This is a genomic window from Nitrosomonas sp., from assembly GCF_040256045.1.
In the GTDB taxonomy this organism is placed as follows: domain Bacteria; phylum Pseudomonadota; class Gammaproteobacteria; order Burkholderiales; family Nitrosomonadaceae; genus Nitrosomonas.
Genome location: NZ_JBDZWD010000029.1, coordinates 1 through 17997, shown reverse-complemented (window position 1 = coordinate 17997; position 17997 = coordinate 1). Strand labels below are relative to the sequence as shown.

Sequence of the window (17997 nt, the reverse complement as noted above, 5' to 3'; positions counted from 1 at the left end):
CGCTCAGTTCTTCGCCTGATCAACCAGTTTATTCTTGCTGATCCACGGCATCATGTCACGCAATCTGCTACCCACTCTTTCAATCGGGTGCTCCGAGGCGAGACGGCGGCTCGATTTGAGCACGGGTGCACCAGCACGATTTTCCAGGATAAATTCGCGTGCATATTCGCCCGTCTGAATCTCACGCAGGATTTTACGCATTTCATCACGAGTTGCATCAGTAATGATACGCGGCCCTCTCGATACATCACCGTATTCTGCATTGTTGGATACGGAATAGCGCATGTTGGCGATACCCCCTTCATAAATCAGATCCACAATCAGCTTGACTTCATGCAAACATTCAAAATAGGCCATTTCCGGTGCATAGCCGGCTTCCACCAGCGTTTCAAACCCGGCCTGAATCAGTGATGTCAAACCACCGCATAACACCACCTGTTCGCCAAACAGATCGGTCTCTGTTTCTTCCTTGAATGTGGTTTCAATCACACCACCACGTGTACCGCCATTCGCAGCCGCGTAGGAGAGTGCCAGATCAAGTGCTCTGCCAGATTTATCCTGATGAACAGCAATCAGGGATGGAACACCGCCTCCCTGGGTATAAGTGGAACGTACCAGATGACCCGGTCCCTTGGGAGCGATCATGATCACATCCAGATCCTCGCGCGGAATGATCTGCCCGTAATGAATGTTGAAACCATGCGCAAAAGCCAGCGTGGCATTCTTCTTCAGGGCCGGTTCGATTTCAGTCTGATAAACCGATGCCATCTGTTCATCCGGCAGCAGCAGCATGATTACATCGGCATCCTTGACTGCAGCGCCTACTTCTTTCACTGTCAGACCAGCTTTCTTTGCTTTATCCCAGGATGCACCATCCTTACGCAGACCGATGGTAACCTTGACTCCCGAATCATTCAGATTATTGGCGTGCGCATGTCCCTGTGAACCGTAGCCGATGATGGCTACTTTCTTTTTCTTGATGAGGGACAGATCCGCATCCTTATCGTAATAGACTTTCATTATTTTCCTTCCAGAATATTGAGTGGGGTGCAGCCACATCAGCAGATGCAGCCTATCGGTGAAATCAGAATCTGCCGTCAGATTCCGCTAAAAAATTTACAGCTTTAAAATCCGTTCTCCACGGCTGAGACCTGAAACACCTGTTCTGGCTATTTCCAGAATCAAATTGCGATCTATTGCCTGCAAAAAACCATCCAGCTTCGACCGGGTTCCCGTAAGCTCGATTGTGTAGAGCTCGTTGGTAACGTCGATGATATTGCCTCGAAATATATCAGCAAGCCGCATCATCTCCTCACGATCCTTACCCACTGCTCTTACTTTTACCAGCATGAGTTCCCGCTCAACATAACCTTCACTGCTCAAATCAACCAGTTTGACGACTTCAATCAGTTTGTTGAGCTGTTTGGTAATCTGTTCGACGATTTCATCCGGCCCATTGGTGACCAGCGTCATACGGGACAATGTCGGATCTTCGGTAGGAGCGACAGACAGAGATTCAATATTGTAACCACGAGCAGAAAACAGGCCTGCCACCCGCGACAGAGCACCGGCCTCGTTTTCCATTAACAAAGAAATAATATGTCGCATGCTGTTATACCAGGATCATTTCGGACAGACCTTTACCACCAGGCACCATAGGAAAAACATTCTCGGTTTGATCCGTAATAAAATCCATAAATACCAGTTGTTCTTCCAGTTTGAAGGCTTCTCTCAACGCACCATCGATATCCTCCGGTTTATCGATTCGCATACCGACATGTCCATAACTTTCGGCCAGTTTGACAAAATCGGGCAATGCATCCATATAGGATTCAGCGTAACGATTGCCATGGAAAAACTCCTGCCATTGACGCACCATCCCCATGTAGCGGTTATTCAAATTAATGATCTTGATGGGCAGACGATACTGTTTACAGGTGGATAACTCCTGAATGCACATCTGGATACTTGCCTCTCCGGTAATACAGGCTACTGTACTGCCCGGGTTGGCCATCTGTACGCCCATCGCAGAAGGCAGGCCAAATCCCATCGTACCCAAGCCACCAGAATTGACCCAGCGACGTGGTTTATCAAATTTGTAAAACTGGGCCGCCCACATCTGATGCTGTCCGACATCAGAAGTAACGAAGGCGTCTCCACCGGTTATTTCATACAATTTTTCCACCACCAGTTGCGGCTTGATAACGCTGGCCGATCGGTCATATTTCAGGCAATCACGTGCCCGCCACAACTCGATCTGTTCCCACCATTTATGCAAAGCATGAGCATCGGACGTCTCCCTGCCAGCTTTCAGCAACATGATCAACTCTTTCAGTACTGCGGATACACTGCCAACGATGGGAACATCCACTTTGACTCGCTTGGAAATTGATGACGGATCAATATCGATATGGATAATTTTCCGTTCTTCGCTATAGAAATGCTTTGGATTTCCGATGACACGATCATCAAAACGAGCTCCCACTGCAATCAGCACATCGCAATATTGCATGGCCATATTGGCTTCATAGGTACCATGCATGCCCAGCATCCCGACAAACTGCCGGTCAGTCGCCGGATATCCTCCCAACCCCATGAGGGTACTGGTGCAGGGAAAATTCAGCATCTGCACGAGTTCTGTCAATTCTGCCGCAGCATCATCCAAGATCACCCCACCACCGGTATAGACCATCGGACGCTTGGCTTCCAGGATCATCTGGACAGCTTTCCGGAGCTGTTGAGCATCCCCGCTGATTACCGGTGAATAGGAGCGCAATGAAATACTGGCGGGATAATGAAATTCCGCCTTCTGCTGGGTGACGTCCTTGGGAATATCCACCAGTACCGGCCCCGGACGGCCGGTTGAAGCAATATAAAAAGCTTTTTTGATTGTTACCGCCAGCTCCGATATATCCTTTACCAGAAAGTTGTGCTTGACGCAGGGTCGTGTAATTCCCACGGTATCCACTTCCTGGAATGCATCCTGACCAATGGCAGCTGTAGGTACCTGTCCACTGATGATTACCATTGGAATGGAATCCATGTAGGCGGTAGCAATACCTGTTACGGCATTAGTCACCCCCGGGCCAGAAGTTACCAGCGCCACACCCACCTTGTTACTGGAACGTGCATAACCATCCGCTGCATGGAGGGCAGCCTGTTCATGACGAACCAGAATATGCTTGACTTTATCCTGCTTGAACAATTCATCGTACAGGAACAATACGGCACCGCCGGGATAGCCAAAAATATGACTTACCCCCTCCTCCTGCAGACAACGTATCGTAATCTCGGCACCTGTCAGTTCAGTACTCATACCAGGGAATCCCCAGATTCAAAATAATTTTTCTTCATCTCATCATTAAAACCAATATTTGCTTTGTATCGATTAGTGATTACAAAACCATAAAAACGCTTGGAGCACCTTGCATCCAGAATTCCAGATTGCGCACAAATAAAAAAATGCGAGACCTCTGCCCCAGTAATCGGAGGCAGTGTATCTCCCACATTTTCCTGACCGGCAGTAAAAGAGGCAGGATGCAGAATAAGTAACCCTTGCTCTATCTCTATGTTACTAGGATTATATATTGACTTCCTGCAAATATCTCGGTAACACCACAACTATATCAATTGTTTCAGCATGCGGCACTACCCGTTCGTTCCCCCGACCGTCAACCCGTCTATCCGCAAAGTCGGCTGTCCGACACCCACCGGCACACTCTGCCCCTCCTTGCCACAGGTACCAACACCCGGATCCAGCGCCAGATCGTTCCCAATCATGGAAACGCGGGTAAGTACATCGGGACCATTACCAATCAAAGTAGCCCCTTTCACCGGATAGGTAATTTTACCATTTTCAATCATATAGGCTTCTGCAGCCGAAAACACAAATTTACCGCTAGTGATATCAACCTGCCCTCCGCCAAAATTGACAGCATACAAACCCTGCTTGACAGAAGCGATGATTTCTTCGGGTTCTTTATCACCATTCAACATACAGGTATTGGTCATGCGCGGCATGGGGATATGAGCAAACGATTCACGCCGGCCGTTACCAGTAACACGCTGATTCATCAGCCGGGCATTCAGATTATCCTGCAGATAACCCTTGAGAATGCCATCTTCGATCAATGTAGTACATTGTGTCGGATTGCCCTCATCATCGATGTTCAACGATCCGCGACGATCGTGTATCGTACCATCATCGACCACCGTCACCCCCGGTGCCGCCACCCGCTCACCAACCCTGCCAGAAAAGGCCGAACTCCCTTTCCGGTTAAAATCTGCTTCAAGACCATGACCGATTGCTTCGTGCAATAAAATACCCGGCCACCCGCTACCCAGCACGACAGTCATACTTCCTGCCGGAGCCGGTTTCGATGCAAGATTCGTCAATGCCTGATGGACTGCTTTACGGGCATAATCCTCCAATACTGCATCGGTGAAATAAGCATAATCAAAACGCCCGCCTCCTCCGGCAATGCCCTGCTCCCGCCGACCGTTTTCCTCGACAAGGACTTGCAATGATATACGTACCAACGGCCGCACATCGGTGGCAAGCAATCCATCACTGCGCGCAACCATGACCACCTCATATTCTCCAGCCAGCGAGGCCATGACCTGAATGACTCGTTTATCCAGTGCGCGTGCAAATCCCTCCAGCCGTTCTAGCATACCGATCTTGTCTGCATCTTTACAAAGCGCGATAGGGTCCAGAGAAGAGTAATACAGTGCCTGCCGGGCATCGTTTCCTGATAATCCCGTTATATACGCATGTGCTCCATCACCCTGGGCAGCAATTGCGCGTGTTGCCCGGGCAGCAGATATTAGTGCCTGACTACTGATATCATCCGAGTAGGCAAAAGCAGTTTTTTCGCCGCTGATTGCACGTACTCCGACCCCCTGATCAATATTGAAGCTGCCCGATTTGACGATACCCTCTTCCAGCACCCAGCCTTCCGACCGATTGTACTGAAAATAAATATCCGCATAATCAATTTGATGGGTAAGAATGTGCCCGAACACATCCTGCAACCTGCCTGTATTCAGCTCATAAGGAGCTAACAGGTATTGATCAGCAATCGTAAATGAATCCATCATTCCAGAAATAAGTTCATAAAAAAATCATAACGGCTGAGCTGCTGCTGTATCCCGCGGCAGCTCGTCTGCAAAAAATCGAAATAACATAAAAACCAAATCAAGTTTTCTCAACAGGCAAGCAGGCAACGGTGCTCCAACGCAGGCAGACTTGCCCGCACACTTGACTGATATGCACGATCGATTTCCGCAATCACTACCCCCGGTCCGCGCGGAAGACGGTCGATAATCACACCCCATGGATCGACAATCATGCTGTCGCCATTGGTTTCACGCCCGTTCACATGGAATCCTCCCTGCGCCGGAGCGATCAGATAAGCCTGATTCTCGATTGCACGGGCACGAATGAGTGTTTCCCAGTGGGCCTTGCCGGTAATGGCGGTAAACGCCGCCGGTGCCAGAATGACATCCACTTTTCCCATCATACGGTAAAGCTCGGGAAAACGCAGATCATAACAGATGGACAACCCCATCCGCCCGAATGGAGAATCGAGTGCAACCACCCGGTTACCTGCGTCGATCGTTCTTTCTTCAGCGAAATTCTCGTTACCCAGCGACAATCCGAACAGGTGAATCTTATCGTAGCGCGCCACCTGCTGGCCATGTTCATCGTACACCAGGCAGCTGTTGTACACCTTGTCCGATACCGGCGAAACTAGCGGTACCGATCCTCCTGCCAGCCAGATACCAAACCGCTTCGCAGTTTCGCTCAGAAAATTCTGAATTTCCCCGTTACCAGGATTTTCACGCACTGCGAGCTTATCCGTATCCTTCATTCCCATAATACAGAAATATTCCGGCAACACGACCAGCTTGGCCTGTTTTGCAGCCGCCTCTTCAATCAGACGGAAAGCTTCTTCAAGATTGGCTGCCACGCTGGGACCGGAAGCCATCTGGACGGCTGCCACCCTTATCTTGGTATGATCACCTGTGTTGGGGCGGACAGCCTGATCAGCACCCCCATCAGTAGACATGATTCCCTCCCTCTCTATATCCGATTCCTGCCCGTGACGACATCAAGCCGTTCATATTCAATCTCCCTTCCTCTTGATTAATTTTAATGCGAAGGTGCTCTCCGATCTCTCCGCTATCATTATTTATTGTATATGCTCTGTTTCATGCCGGCACCTGTGTTGAAACACGGGCTTATCAAACCTTACTGCACAGCCGGCGGTTGCAGCAAGATCTAAGAAACCGCTGATCAAGTCCTTCATGAGCCGCATCATGGGGAAAATCGTGGTAATCGCAAGAAACGCGACATAGCAAACGCATGATTTTGCTGTAACCCTTGAAGCACTGGTTTTGCAGGCAGCCCGCAACGTTGAGCTCGTTGTGAAGAAACAAACCCTTCACTGCCTCATTTCGCCTTGCATTCCCTCCGCAAACCACAATGTGCGACCCTCTGGAGCTTGAGCAAAGATTCCCTAAGGTTGCTCAACCTTGTCTCGTTCTTCATCCAGTCTGACGACAACCGGATCACTCCAGCTTCCGGTTATAGCATATTCATTGAGCAGCACCCGATCAAAAGGATCCTGCAGAGTCCCCGTGGCAATCATGGCCGCAATTCCAGCGAGGGGAGTTGCCAGTCCGAACGAAGGAAACACTTTCAGATTCAAGGTTTGTGTTTCGCTCATCAGATCCCATTCCCCGCTCAGGACAAGCTCTGCTGCACTGCCCGCTATATACAGATCATCGACCGAAGCAATACCACTCTTAATGTTGATGTGACCGTTCAGTTCATCGAACCCGAACCCTTTACCGAATACATCATAAAAGTCCAGTGTCAATCTGCGAGGCAAGGATTTCAGGTCAAAAATCCCCAGTAATCTACCAATCCCAGGTTTCAGTTCTGTGAATTGACCATGCCGCACATCAAGCTGCAGACTGCCGGACAGTGTTGAAAAATCTACTGAAAACGGTTTATCTGCCCAATCCAGATTGCCCTCCAGTACCCCTTCACCACGAGCAATACGCCCCGGATAGCCGTGACGCTTAAACAGTTTTCCAATATTGCCGGATTGCAGCCGGATGTGACTGTACATCCGATAAGGTGGCTTATGATTTTCCCATAATCCATTGGCCTGCAGCCTGCTGTTCGGGTGTCTGATGTCCAGATTCTCAATCAGCCAGCCATCCTGGCTTTGCATGGCACTGAATTTCATCTGGCCCAGCAGCCCCCCCTTTATGAACAGCTCATCGGCTTCGATATCCACAGCCGGCCAGTCTCCGGGAGGATCCTGTTTATGTGATGTTAAAATATTCTCTGGCGCATCTTCCGGTATTTTCAATCGGCTCAAACGTGCCACTACTTTTTGTCGATCCCCTGCCTGCCAGTCTATTCTGCCATCGACCTCCTGACTGGAAACATCCACTCGCCAGCTTTCACCCTGCCTGTCGATAGCAAAATGAGTATCATTGAAATAACTGGACAGAAATTCAAACTGACCGATATGTAAATCGAACTGCACCGACCTGGTCAGAATATTATCCAGCCCGCGTGCACTATGGTCGAGCGAAGCATCCATCCCGGCATATCTCTTGAACAGTTCGCGCAACTGATCCCATTCCAGCCTGGATACCGAACCTTCCACCCGGGTCACCTGATCCTGCGGCAATGTACCACGCCCGCCAAAACTGATTATCCCGCGTACTGGATGATAGTAATGTGCCTTTTCACGCATACGCTGGAATTCCGCTGTCAGGATGTCGCCATAATGAAAATGCACGTGATCATCATGCGGCAGGGTAAAAATTTTTTCCAGACGTACAGGAATTACTTCCGCAGCAGTCTTGGAAAAAGGTGCTGGAAACATCAGCTCCACACCTTCCAGCGAGGATTCGACCACGATACCGACTTTGCCCGATTCAACCTCCACTGCAGCTTGCCAGTCTGAACTGCCACGCATGAACTGCGTCCATAACTGAGATAAATTGACTGGTTTAACGAGATTCATATCCGAGTGGGAATGGTCGAGATCAGCCCGACCTCGAGCAGTGATACGTACCCCTCCCTCGGGCAGGAAAGCGGAGGAAAACTCGACTGCTCCCCCCAGTACCCGGGCATGAATCCCTTCCAGCACTACACCGGATTCAGTAAAAACCAGGGATCCGTTGACCTGGTAAAAATCAGGAATATAGCGGTCAAAGTCGATCCGATTGTCAATGAATTGGTAACGCCCCTGCATTTTAACAATGGAAAGTTTTTCCTGAGCAACCGACAATGCTACCTCTGCCTGCAGCCTCCCCTTGCCGGAGAATTCAGCCTGCCCCAATAATTCTCCAACATGCGGACCCACATCATCTGCTTGGCGTAACAGGGCGACCATCTCTCCACTCTCTCCTTCCGCCATGCCTTTTACCCTGATTTCAGGGCGATCTGCATATATATCATCCGATTGCAGCATGAATTTCTGCAGTCGAACACCTGCAATACTGGCAGAAGAAAGCGATAAGTCGAGCTTGCTTTCCTGTATCGAAACACGCCCCGTCATACCGGAAACCTCTGGCCAGTCATCGGAAATCTTAACACTGGCATTACTGATGGCAGTTTCTGCATGAATGGAGAATGCGTCCTTTTTATCAACAGACCGGCCGTTCAATAACCCCATGACCTGGAACTTTGCATCGCTCAGCTTCCCCGAGAGAGTCACCTTATCAAGTTTCTCCTTCCAGCTTTCATTCCCCATCCAAGTGACATACTCACCGAGAAGATGCATGTCGGCGTGCGACAACCCCCCTCTCAGATCAACCTGTACGGATGTATCTTTGTCAAAGGTACAGCTCCCTTGCAGGGCGCCGCTTCCTGCATCACTCTTGAAAGCGATATCGTTGAATTCAATCCGGGCCACAGCATGGTCGGCAGCAGTTTTCCAATTCACTCGACCGACCAGCGAATCGAAGCGAAATTTCTCGCCAGGCGACTGCGACTTGTTGATTTCCACATTCTTTGAAGACAGAAACAAGGAGCCTCCCGCTTCAGTAGCATCAACGATTCCACTGACACCACTGAAAGCAGGATAGTCGTCGAACGATTGCACAGCGAGATCACTGAAACCGGCATTTACCCGGAAAGATGGTTTTTTTGTCCAGTCACCGCGCCATTCGAGATTAACGTGCTTTACCATTCCGCGCGGAAACAGTTCGGACAAAGACTCATGTAAAGTTTCTTCTGCTGGCAGACTGACAGCAAGTTTGGTCAGCACATCCATCCTCAACCCCCCGGCCTGCAGGCTGTATACGGACAACCCGCCATCTTTCGGGTTCAGCACGCGCCATGATGCTTCGACCGGCCCGGTCAATGGCAAACCTTTGAGCTCGATGCTCACACCATGGGCAAACCATTGTTGGTTTATCGCCTTTTCATCTTCCGTCTCGTGCCATCCCCAGCGACCATGCAGCCGATCGATCTCCAGTACGGGCAGCTGCTGGGCAACCTGAATCGCCGTATCTTGCAGGCGGATATCCGACACCCACCTTGTCAGGCTGCCAGCATGGATATCCACCCAGGCACGCATGCTGCCTTTTCCTTTTTTGAGTTCCCAATCAGCCGGCAATGTCATCCATTCTTGCCAGCTTCCCAGATTAAAATCCTGTAACTGGACGAACAGACGTCCTTGCCATGCTGACAAAGTCTGGACAGAATCACCGGTAAAATCTCCACGAAGATCCACTCGGGAAAACAGCGGATCGGATGAATGTGCCTGCAACCCGAATTGATGGCGCCTGCCTCCCCGTTTGTTCTGCAAATGCAAATTGACCGATTCAAAATAATGTACCGGGCTGCGGCGTAATTCATCCTGCCAGTAAATGACGGCGTGCCTGACGATCAAACGCCGCTGGCGCAACAGCCAGTCAAAAAATCCGTTTTCCTGCTGATTCTCACCCAGTGTCACGCCAGCGATATGCAAAACACCTTCCATATCCCGGCGTGTCACTAGTGCAGGCCGGTCAATGATGATTTCATGAAAGTTGAGTTCACCCCGCAATAACGACCGCCATGAAATCGTTCCTTCTATTCCCGGAAACACCAGCACCGGATCACCCTGCTGATCGGACACACTGACCCCCTGCATCGACAAATGCGGACGCAGGCCATCCCAGTTGGCCCGAATGGAATCAATCTGTACTGGCTGCCCCGCAACACGAGTCATGGCCGCGACAATATCAGAACGGTATTTCTCGATATCAGGCAGAATCCAGTAGCGCAACGCAAGCAGTAGCAGACAGGCGAGTATCACCGCCAGCAGAAAACCTCGGCCCGCCCATCCCAGACAAATCGTACAATGACGTAATAAAGAATGCGGCATAAGCTCAATACAAAACCATCACTCGGTATTTCGTCCGTTCCTGAAGCTTGCCTTCCCTTTGAGAAATGGCAGTCTTTACGCTCTCCGACAGGATATTATTGGCGCAATACTCATTTATCATCGTAAAAATGCTACGAATCCCTGTTTCATCCATGGTGCTTCACCGTTTCGTGACATAACCAGACACACAGCCGTTCATTTCGTATGTCCACACCTATCGACCCGTCCCGGGCTGTATCCATTGTTAGCAGCATTCTGCCTTACAGCCGGTATCTCAAACGAACGCTGGCGAGCGAACCCGGCCTGCAGCAAGAATTGCTGGATCAATTACCGAATCCCTTCACATGGGAGGAAATGCTCAACTTCCTGCAGCATCCTGCAACCCCTCTCGCAGATGAGGCAGATCTGCACCGGTTATTGCGCCAGTTGCGCAAACGCGTCATCCTCCGGCTGGCCACGCGTGATCTGGCCGGACTGGCTGATCTGAACGAGGTCATGACGACCATGACTGCGCTGGCGGATACGACGATTCGGTTTGCACTGGAATTTCTCCACACAACCATGACGCAACCCGGCCATTTTGGCAAACCGACTGGAGAAAAAACCGGCACGGAACAGCAGTTGCTGATCGTGGCCATGGGAAAACTGGGAGGTGGCGAACTCAATGTATCCTCTGACGTGGATCTGATTTTTATCTATCCCGAAGATGGTGAAACAGACGGCAGAAAATCCATTACCAATCATGAATTTTTCGTCAGGCTGGGGCGGAAGCTGATTGCCAGCCTGAGTGATTATACCGTGGACGGCTATGTATTTCGTGTCGACATGCGATTACGTCCGCACGGCGAAAACAGTCCGCTTACCATCAGCCTGCCCATGCTCGAAGACTATTTCATCACGCAGGGCCGTGAATGGGAACGACACGCCTGGATCAAAAGCCGCATTATCACCGGTTCATCAGTGGCCGAGGCTACGCTGATGGAGTTGATCGTACGCCCTTTCGTGTTCCGCAAATATCTGGATTTCGAAGCCTATGAGGCGATGCGCAGCCTGCACGCGCAGTTACGCAAAGAGGTCGATCGGCGCGAGCTGCACGACAATATAAAACTGGGTCCCGGTGGTATCCGGGAAATTGAATTCATCACCCAAGTGTTTCAGCTGATCCGAGGTGGACGTGATGCCGACTTGTGTATTCGCCCCACGCTGGGTGTGCTGCAGCGATTGCGGCAAAAACAGCCCCTTCCCGGACAGACGATCGAAGAACTGATCGAGGCTTACTGTTTCCTGCGTAAACTCGAACATCGCCTGCAATATCTCGATGACCAGCAAACTCAGAATCTGCCACAGCACACCGATGAACAGGCACTGATTGCAAAAAGCATGGGATTTAGTGGCTATGGCAACTTTCTCGATCACCTCGATCTGCACCGCCAGAACGTTACCCGTCATTTCGAGCGAATCTTCGCAGCACGCCGCAAATCTGCCCGACACGACACATTTGCCCGGATCAGACCGGAACAGTCCGGTGATCGTGAAACAGTCGAAGCTTTCGGCAAACAGCTGCAAACACTGGGATACCTCGATCCCGGCAAAACTACCGCGCGCATCCGGCAGTTTTACGACAGCACATTTTTCCGGCGACTGACTCAGTCTAATCAGGAACGCATATTCGAACTGATGCCCACACTGATTGAAGTGACTGCCCGCTTCACACCTGTTGATATCACACTGGAGCGCATGCTGCAATTACTCGAAAAAATCGGACAATATCCAGCTTATCTCGCCCTGCTGCAAGAGCATCCGCAAACGCTGCCACGTGTCGCAAAACTGGTCAGCGTCAGCCAGTGGGCGAGTGATTATCTTGGCAGACACCCGATCCTGCTGGATGAACTGCTCACGTCATCCGGCCTGCACACTCTGCCGGACTGGGCTGCACTCAAAACCGAGCTCACGCACCAGTTGCATCATGTCAACATCCCCAAAACGCAGATGATCGAGTGGCAGATGGACGTATTACGCCACTTCCAGCATGCACAGGTATTTCGCCTGCTCGTCGCCGATCTCGAAGGAGATCTGTTGCTGGAAAAACTCAGTGACCACCTGACCGAGCTGGCCGATCTCATCCTGGACAATGTGCTGCAACTCGCCTGGCGGGGATTGAAAAAGAAACACCGGGAATTGCCTGCTTTTGCCATCATCGGCTACGGCAAGCTGGGAGGAAAAGAGCTGGGCTATGTCTCTGATCTGGACATCGTATTTCTCTACCAAGACGATCATCCCGATGCTGCAGAGATCTATACCAAACTGGCGCAAAACATCAATTTGTGGCTCACCAGCCAGACCTCCGCCGGCATATTGTACGAGACTGATCTGCGGCTGCGGCCGAACGGTACCAGCGGATTGCTGGTCAATTCCCTCGAGGCTTTCACCCAGTATCAGTATGAGCAGGCCTGGGTATGGGAACATCAGGCACTGACACGTGCACGCTTCGTCGTCGGTGATCGTTCAGCAGGCGAAATGTTCGAGCAGATGCGCAAAGACATGTTGTGCCAGCCACGCGATCTGGTGAAATTGAAACGGGAGATTCTGATGATGCGCAGCAAAATGCTGGAAGCACATCCGAACCCTACTTCGCTGTTCGATATCAAACACGACCGCGGCGGTATCATCGATGTCGAATTCATTGTGCAATATCTGGTGCTGGGATATGCGCACCGTTACCCGCAACTGACCGGCAATATCGGCAATATCGCCTTGCTGAAACTGGCCGGAGAACTTGGATTGACATCCACCGGGAAAGCAAACGCAGCCCTCACCGCCTATCGTGAGCTCCGGCGAACTCAACATCAGCTCAGGTTGAGCGGCACACCTGAACCTGCCGGCACAGCCCTATCCAGGGACATATCTCAGAAATTTGCACGAGTAGCAAACAACCATTTAAGCGATGCCAGACAGGCAGTGTTTCAACTGTGGGAAGATATTTTCGGAACATGAGGAAGATATCGGAGAAACAGAAGCCAGCGCCAACGGTATTACCCCCCTCTGAAAACATGTTCAAGATACAATCAGGGGAAAGAGTGCAAGGCAAAATTGAACGGCGCAAGCAAAGCGCAGCGAATAGCCGTGAGGCTGTCCCCCAGGGCGAGGCGCTCGTGCAGAGTAAAACAGAATATACTCAAAGTATGTGAACATTCTGAGTTCAATTCTAACGCCGTAATATGCCTTTCAATGAAATTTTGAACAAGTTCCGAGTTCCCGGCTTCCGGTAATACAGGCGATGAGATAGAATCCCTCCGGCTTGTTTCACCCCCGGAGTTTATCAGTGCGCGTATGTTACCCATTCCTGTGTTTGCTGAGCTTTATCTTTATGTTGTCTGCCTGCCAGGACAGCAAGCGTCTATTATTCGACAATCACCCCACCCCGACTCCTGCTGATTTGCCAGCACCTGCCGGGCATCAGGTCTCTTTCACACAAGAAGTCCAGCCCATCATCGAAGCCAAGTGCCTTTCCTGCCACAGCTGCTTTGATGCACCCTGCCAGCTCAAACTGGAGAGTGTCGAAAGCCTGCTGCGCGGGGCTTTTCAGGAACCGGTATACAGTAGTACGCGCACTACAGAGATGAAACCCACACGTCTGGGCATGGACGAACTCACCATCGATGGCTGGCGCAAGCGGGGCTTCTATTCCGTATTGCAATCAGACAAGGAACACGCTCAATCTCTACTGAAAAGTATGATCACCCTGGGAAAGCAGTACCCGTTTCCGCCGAACAGCAAGCTGCCTGACTTGATCAAAACAGGCTTCGCACGCGAAAACCAGTGCGTCTCAGAAGAAAAATTTCCCGACTATGCACAGGATCACCCATTTGAAGGCATGCCGTTCGGCACCAGCGGGCTGACCGATCAGGAATATGCGCTCCTGGCCGGATGGCTGAATCAGGGAGCAGTGGTGACAGAGGAACCCGTTACGCTGACACGGGATGAGGAACAGGCAATCCGGACATGGGAAACATTGTTCAATCGGGACGACAAGCGTGGCCGGCTGGTAGCGCGCTGGCTGTACGAACACCTGTTTCTGGCTTATCTGTATTTCCCGGAATCAGGCGATGAGCTCCGTTTCTTTGAACTATTGCGTTCATCCACGCCACCTGGCGAAAACATCATTCCCGTTGCCACGGTCAGCCCGAATGATGATCCGGGCAGGCCATTCTTTTACCGCCTGCGTCCAATCTCGGGCACGATTGTGCACAAGCGGCGGATCAGCTATCCACTCGATCAGACGAAACTGCGGCGCATCAGTGAGCTGTTTTTCAGTGAAGACTGGCCCGTGGGTGATTTGCCGGGCTACGACTATACAGAACGTTCCAATCCATTTGTTACTTTTGCCGCCATACCGGCTCGCGCACGCTACCAGTTCATGCTGGATGAAGCAGAATATTTTGTACGCACTTTCATTCACGGTCCAGTCTGTCGTGGTCAGATTGCAACCGATGTCATACGCGATCATTTCTGGACACTGTTTCAATCCCCGGAATCCGATCTCTTCGTTACGGAGGGTGCCTATCAAAGTCAGGTCATACCTTTGCTGGGTATCCCCGGGCAGGATGACGATCTGCTCGATGCCAACGAAAACTGGTTACGCTATCTCAAACGCCATAATGATTATCTGGCATTGCGCCAGCAGCGTTATGTCGCGCAACAGCCACAGGGAGCATCACTGGCTCATATCTGGAATGGTGACGGCCGTAACGAAAATGCTCTGCTGACCATTTTTCGCCATCACAACAGTGCTTCCGTCGTAAGGGGGCTGGCTGGCGCCGTTCCGCAGACCATCTGGCTGATGGATTATCCATTACTGGAGCAGACCTATTATCAGCTGGTCGTCAATTTCAATGTATTCGGCAACGTTGCACATCAAGTACTGACCCGACTTTACTTCGATCTGATCCGCAATGGCTCGGAACAGAATTTTGTGCGTCTGCTTCCAGCCGGGCAGCGTAAAACGGTATTGAACGACTGGTATCAGGATCTGGGCAAACTAAAGTTCGGCATCGTTTACGAGGATATTGACGACAAATCTCCCTCAGCGGAGCGCTTCGTTACGGAAAATCCGAAACTGGAAATGGCATCACACATACTTGAACATTTCCAATCCATCAACACCATGTCACATGACCCGCTAAATCGCTGCGAAAAAGAAAACTGCAGTCGTACCGACCAGCCACACTGGATTCAACAGGCGGATCGGGCATTATCAGGTATTGCCGCGCAGCCTGCTGCCAGTCTGCCCGGAATCAGCCGGCTTCCGGAAGTGACGTTTGTACGTATTCGGTATGGACAAAGTGAACGCACCGTTTATACCCTGCTGAGAGATCGAGCTCACACTAATGTCGCCTTCATGCTGGGCGAAGAACTGCGCTATCAGCCTGAAAAAGACCGTATCACCGTTTATCCCGGGATTACCGGCAGCTATCCCAATTTCATGTTTGATGTTCCCCTTGCACAAGTCGCCGCATTTGTATCAGAACTGAGCAGCGCAGGAAAAACAAAAGATTTTGAACAAATCGTGGAAACCTGGGGAATACGACGCACCCACCCGCAATTCTGGGAAATCCTGCATGACATTACCGCCTGGCAAAAGCAACAGCAACCTTTACAAGCGGGGATATTCGATATCAACCGGTACGAGAATTTTTAGGGAAACCGTCAATCACCCATGACCACACCTTCACGACGCGGATCGGCTCCGCCGAAATATCCACCAGGGACACGTTGAATGGCTTGCAGGCCGCTGGTCATATCCATTTCCTGAACATTGTGCCCTTTGGCTTCGAGCGCTTTGACGGTAGCAGCGGGAAAACCTTTTTCCTCCAGTAATATGAAGCTGTTTGCCGAGCCAAAGTTGGGAAGATCGATGGCCTTCTGCATATTCAAGCCCCAATGCAAGGTTCCCCACAATATCTTTGCGATGTAATGGATGATGAAAGTACCGCCAGGGCTACCGCCGATCATGACTAGCTGGCCGGTAGCTTTGTCGAACACCAGGGTGGGTGACATGGATGAACGCGGACGCTTGCCCGGTTGCACACGGTTGGCGACAAGGTTCCCCTGCGCGTCACGCGGTATGAAGCTGAAATCGGTCAGTTCATTGTTGAGCAGAAAACCCCTGACCATCTGCCGCGAGCCGAAAGCATTTTCAATGGTGGTGGTCATTGCCACCGCATGCCCCTGGGCATCGATGACACTGATATGACTGGTACCGTATTCCGGCTGATTGGGCATAGGGGAGAAACTGGTCTGCATCCCTTCTGGCTGCCCGGGTTGAACTACCTTCATCGACCGATCACCGATCAATCGCGCCCGCCCGGCCAGATAGTCCGGAGACAACAGGCTCATCCAGGAGCCTGCGGGAGGCGCCACGAAGTCGGGATCACCCACATACTTTGCACGATCGGCAAATGCCAGGCGCGCAGCCTCAGTGTAGAAATGCAGCCAGTCAGCCGTTGGTAGGCCGTCGCTGCCCAAAGGCAGCATATCACCGGGCGTGTTCCGCAGGATACCGAATATCTGGCCGATAGCAATGGCGCCGGAGCTGGGTGGCGGGAAACCACACAGCCGGTACACTTTCGGCGGTACGGCATGATCGTGACAGAGCGGCTCACGCTTGCGTGGCTGGTACCCGGACAGATCAGCCAGGGTGATCTGCCCTGGATTGGTGGCGTGTGAACGTACCTTATCGACGATGGACTGGGCCACCGGGCCTTCCAGCAATGCCTTGGAGCCATGCGCCGCAATATTCCGCAGCACCTGGGCCAGCTCGGGATTTTTGAGAACGTGCCCGACCGGCCACGGCTGGCCGTTGCTGTCGTAGAAGTAAGCTGCAGCCTCCGGGTCTTGTTTTAGGTATCGATCCGCAGCCAGCATCGTATTCAGGCGGGCACTGATCTTGAATCCCTGCTCGGCCAGGCGGATAGCAGGCTCGAACAGGGTAGCCCAAGGCAGTTGACCGTGCTGATGGTGTGCCTGTTCCAGCATGCGAACGACACCCGGCACACCGACCGAGCGCCCGCCTACAGCACCTTCCATGAATAGCATGGGTTTGCCGTCAGACTTGAGAAACAGATCCTCATCAGCTGCAACGGGAGCAATCTCACGGCCATCGTAAGCCTCGACCGTTTTGCCATCGAAGTGCATCAGAAACGCGCCACCGCCAATGCCACTGGACTGTGGCTCAACCAGCGTGAGCACCATTTGCACAGCGATAGCGGCATCCAGGGCACTGCCTCCCGCCTTGAGGATCTGATAACCCGCATCAGCCGCCAGCGGATTGGCAGCCGCTACGGCAAACGTAGAAGTCTGCCAGCCTGGCTTTTCGGTATAGCCGGACGAACCTTCCGGTTGAGCCGGAATAGCGTAATTTAGGCTGGTGGGCTGGATGCTGCATGCAACCAGCAGAACCGTTAAGAGTAAGGTGACTAGTTTGATGCGAAAAATCCACATAGAAATCCTCTTCTATGGAGCTGAGCGCAACCTTGACGACTATGGCCTTCAGCAGCGGAACCGCTACCGGCAAATGCCCGAACCTCATACGCCG

Annotated in this window: 9 protein-coding genes; 2 read left to right on the top strand and 7 right to left on the bottom strand. The window is 51.5% G+C overall.

Features of this window, described 5'->3' with window-relative positions; translation table 11 throughout:
• Positions 1-3: 3 nt before the first annotated feature.
• From ilvC to ABUL11_RS06960, 6 genes are all read right to left on the bottom strand, one after another.
• Positions 4-1020: a ketol-acid reductoisomerase gene (ilvC, locus tag ABUL11_RS06985; RefSeq protein ID WP_350283147.1), complete on the bottom strand. Its 1017-nt coding sequence runs from the start codon at positions 1018-1020 to the stop codon at positions 4-6.
• Positions 1021-1116: 96 nt separating this feature from the next.
• Positions 1117-1608 (bottom strand): acetolactate synthase small subunit, encoded by a 492-nt coding sequence (gene ilvN / locus ABUL11_RS06980; protein ID WP_350283146.1) that lies wholly within the window; start codon positions 1606-1608, stop codon positions 1117-1119.
• 4 nt (positions 1609-1612) lie between these two features.
• A complete protein-coding gene (locus tag ABUL11_RS06975) occupies positions 1613-3316 on the bottom strand; it encodes an acetolactate synthase 3 catalytic subunit (RefSeq protein ID WP_350283145.1) in 1704 nt (567 codons plus the stop codon).
• A gap of 332 nt (positions 3317-3648) precedes the next feature.
• Positions 3649-5100: a metalloprotease TldD gene (gene tldD, locus ABUL11_RS06970; protein WP_350283144.1), complete on the bottom strand. Its 1452-nt coding sequence runs from the start codon at positions 5098-5100 to the stop codon at positions 3649-3651.
• Between the two features lie 107 nt (positions 5101-5207).
• Complete coding sequence (locus tag ABUL11_RS06965; RefSeq protein ID WP_350283143.1) at positions 5208-6071, bottom strand: carbon-nitrogen hydrolase family protein; 864 nt, start codon at positions 6069-6071, stop codon at positions 5208-5210.
• A 450-nt stretch (positions 6072-6521) separates the two neighbouring features.
• A complete protein-coding gene (locus tag ABUL11_RS06960) occupies positions 6522-10403 on the bottom strand; it encodes a YhdP family protein (RefSeq protein WP_350283142.1) in 3882 nt (1293 codons plus the stop codon).
• Between the two features lie 204 nt (positions 10404-10607).
• Between ABUL11_RS06960 and glnE the strand changes: the two genes are divergently transcribed.
• Positions 10608-13397, top strand: coding sequence for a bifunctional [glutamate--ammonia ligase]-adenylyl-L-tyrosine phosphorylase/[glutamate--ammonia-ligase] adenylyltransferase (gene glnE, locus ABUL11_RS06955; protein ID WP_350283141.1), 2790 nt, complete (start codon positions 10608-10610; stop codon positions 13395-13397).
• A 328-nt stretch (positions 13398-13725) separates the two neighbouring features.
• On the top strand, positions 13726-16101 hold the full coding sequence (locus ABUL11_RS06950) for a fatty acid cis/trans isomerase (RefSeq protein WP_350283140.1): 2376 nt from the start codon (positions 13726-13728) through the stop codon (positions 16099-16101).
• 8 nt (positions 16102-16109) lie between these two features.
• Here the strand turns inward: ABUL11_RS06950 and ABUL11_RS06945 are convergent, their stop codons facing one another.
• Complete coding sequence (locus tag ABUL11_RS06945; protein WP_350283139.1) at positions 16110-17903, bottom strand: gamma-glutamyltransferase family protein; 1794 nt, start codon at positions 17901-17903, stop codon at positions 16110-16112.
• Positions 17904-17997 lie beyond the last annotated feature (94 nt).

Bases quoted from the DNA above. Each gene is read 5' to 3' on its own strand.
- ilvC (WP_350283147.1), bottom strand. From the start codon at position 1,020: ATGAAAGTCTATTACGATAAGGATGCGGATCTGTCCCTCATCAAGAAA.
- ilvN (WP_350283146.1), bottom strand. From the start codon at position 1,608: ATGCGACATATTATTTCTTTGTTAATGGAAAACGAGGCCGGTGCTCTG.
- ABUL11_RS06975 (WP_350283145.1), bottom strand. From the start codon at position 3,316: ATGAGTACTGAACTGACAGGTGCCGAGATTACGATACGTTGTCTGCAG.
- tldD (WP_350283144.1), bottom strand. From the start codon at position 5,100: ATGATGGATTCATTTACGATTGCTGATCAATACCTGTTAGCTCCTTAT.
- ABUL11_RS06965 (WP_350283143.1), bottom strand. From the start codon at position 6,071: ATGTCTACTGATGGGGGTGCTGATCAGGCTGTCCGCCCCAACACAGGT.
- ABUL11_RS06960 (WP_350283142.1), bottom strand. From the start codon at position 10,403: ATGCCGCATTCTTTATTACGTCATTGTACGATTTGTCTGGGATGGGCG.
- glnE (WP_350283141.1), top strand. From the start codon at position 10,608: ATGTCCACACCTATCGACCCGTCCCGGGCTGTATCCATTGTTAGCAGC.
- ABUL11_RS06945 (WP_350283139.1), bottom strand. From the start codon at position 17,903: ATGTGGATTTTTCGCATCAAACTAGTCACCTTACTCTTAACGGTTCTG.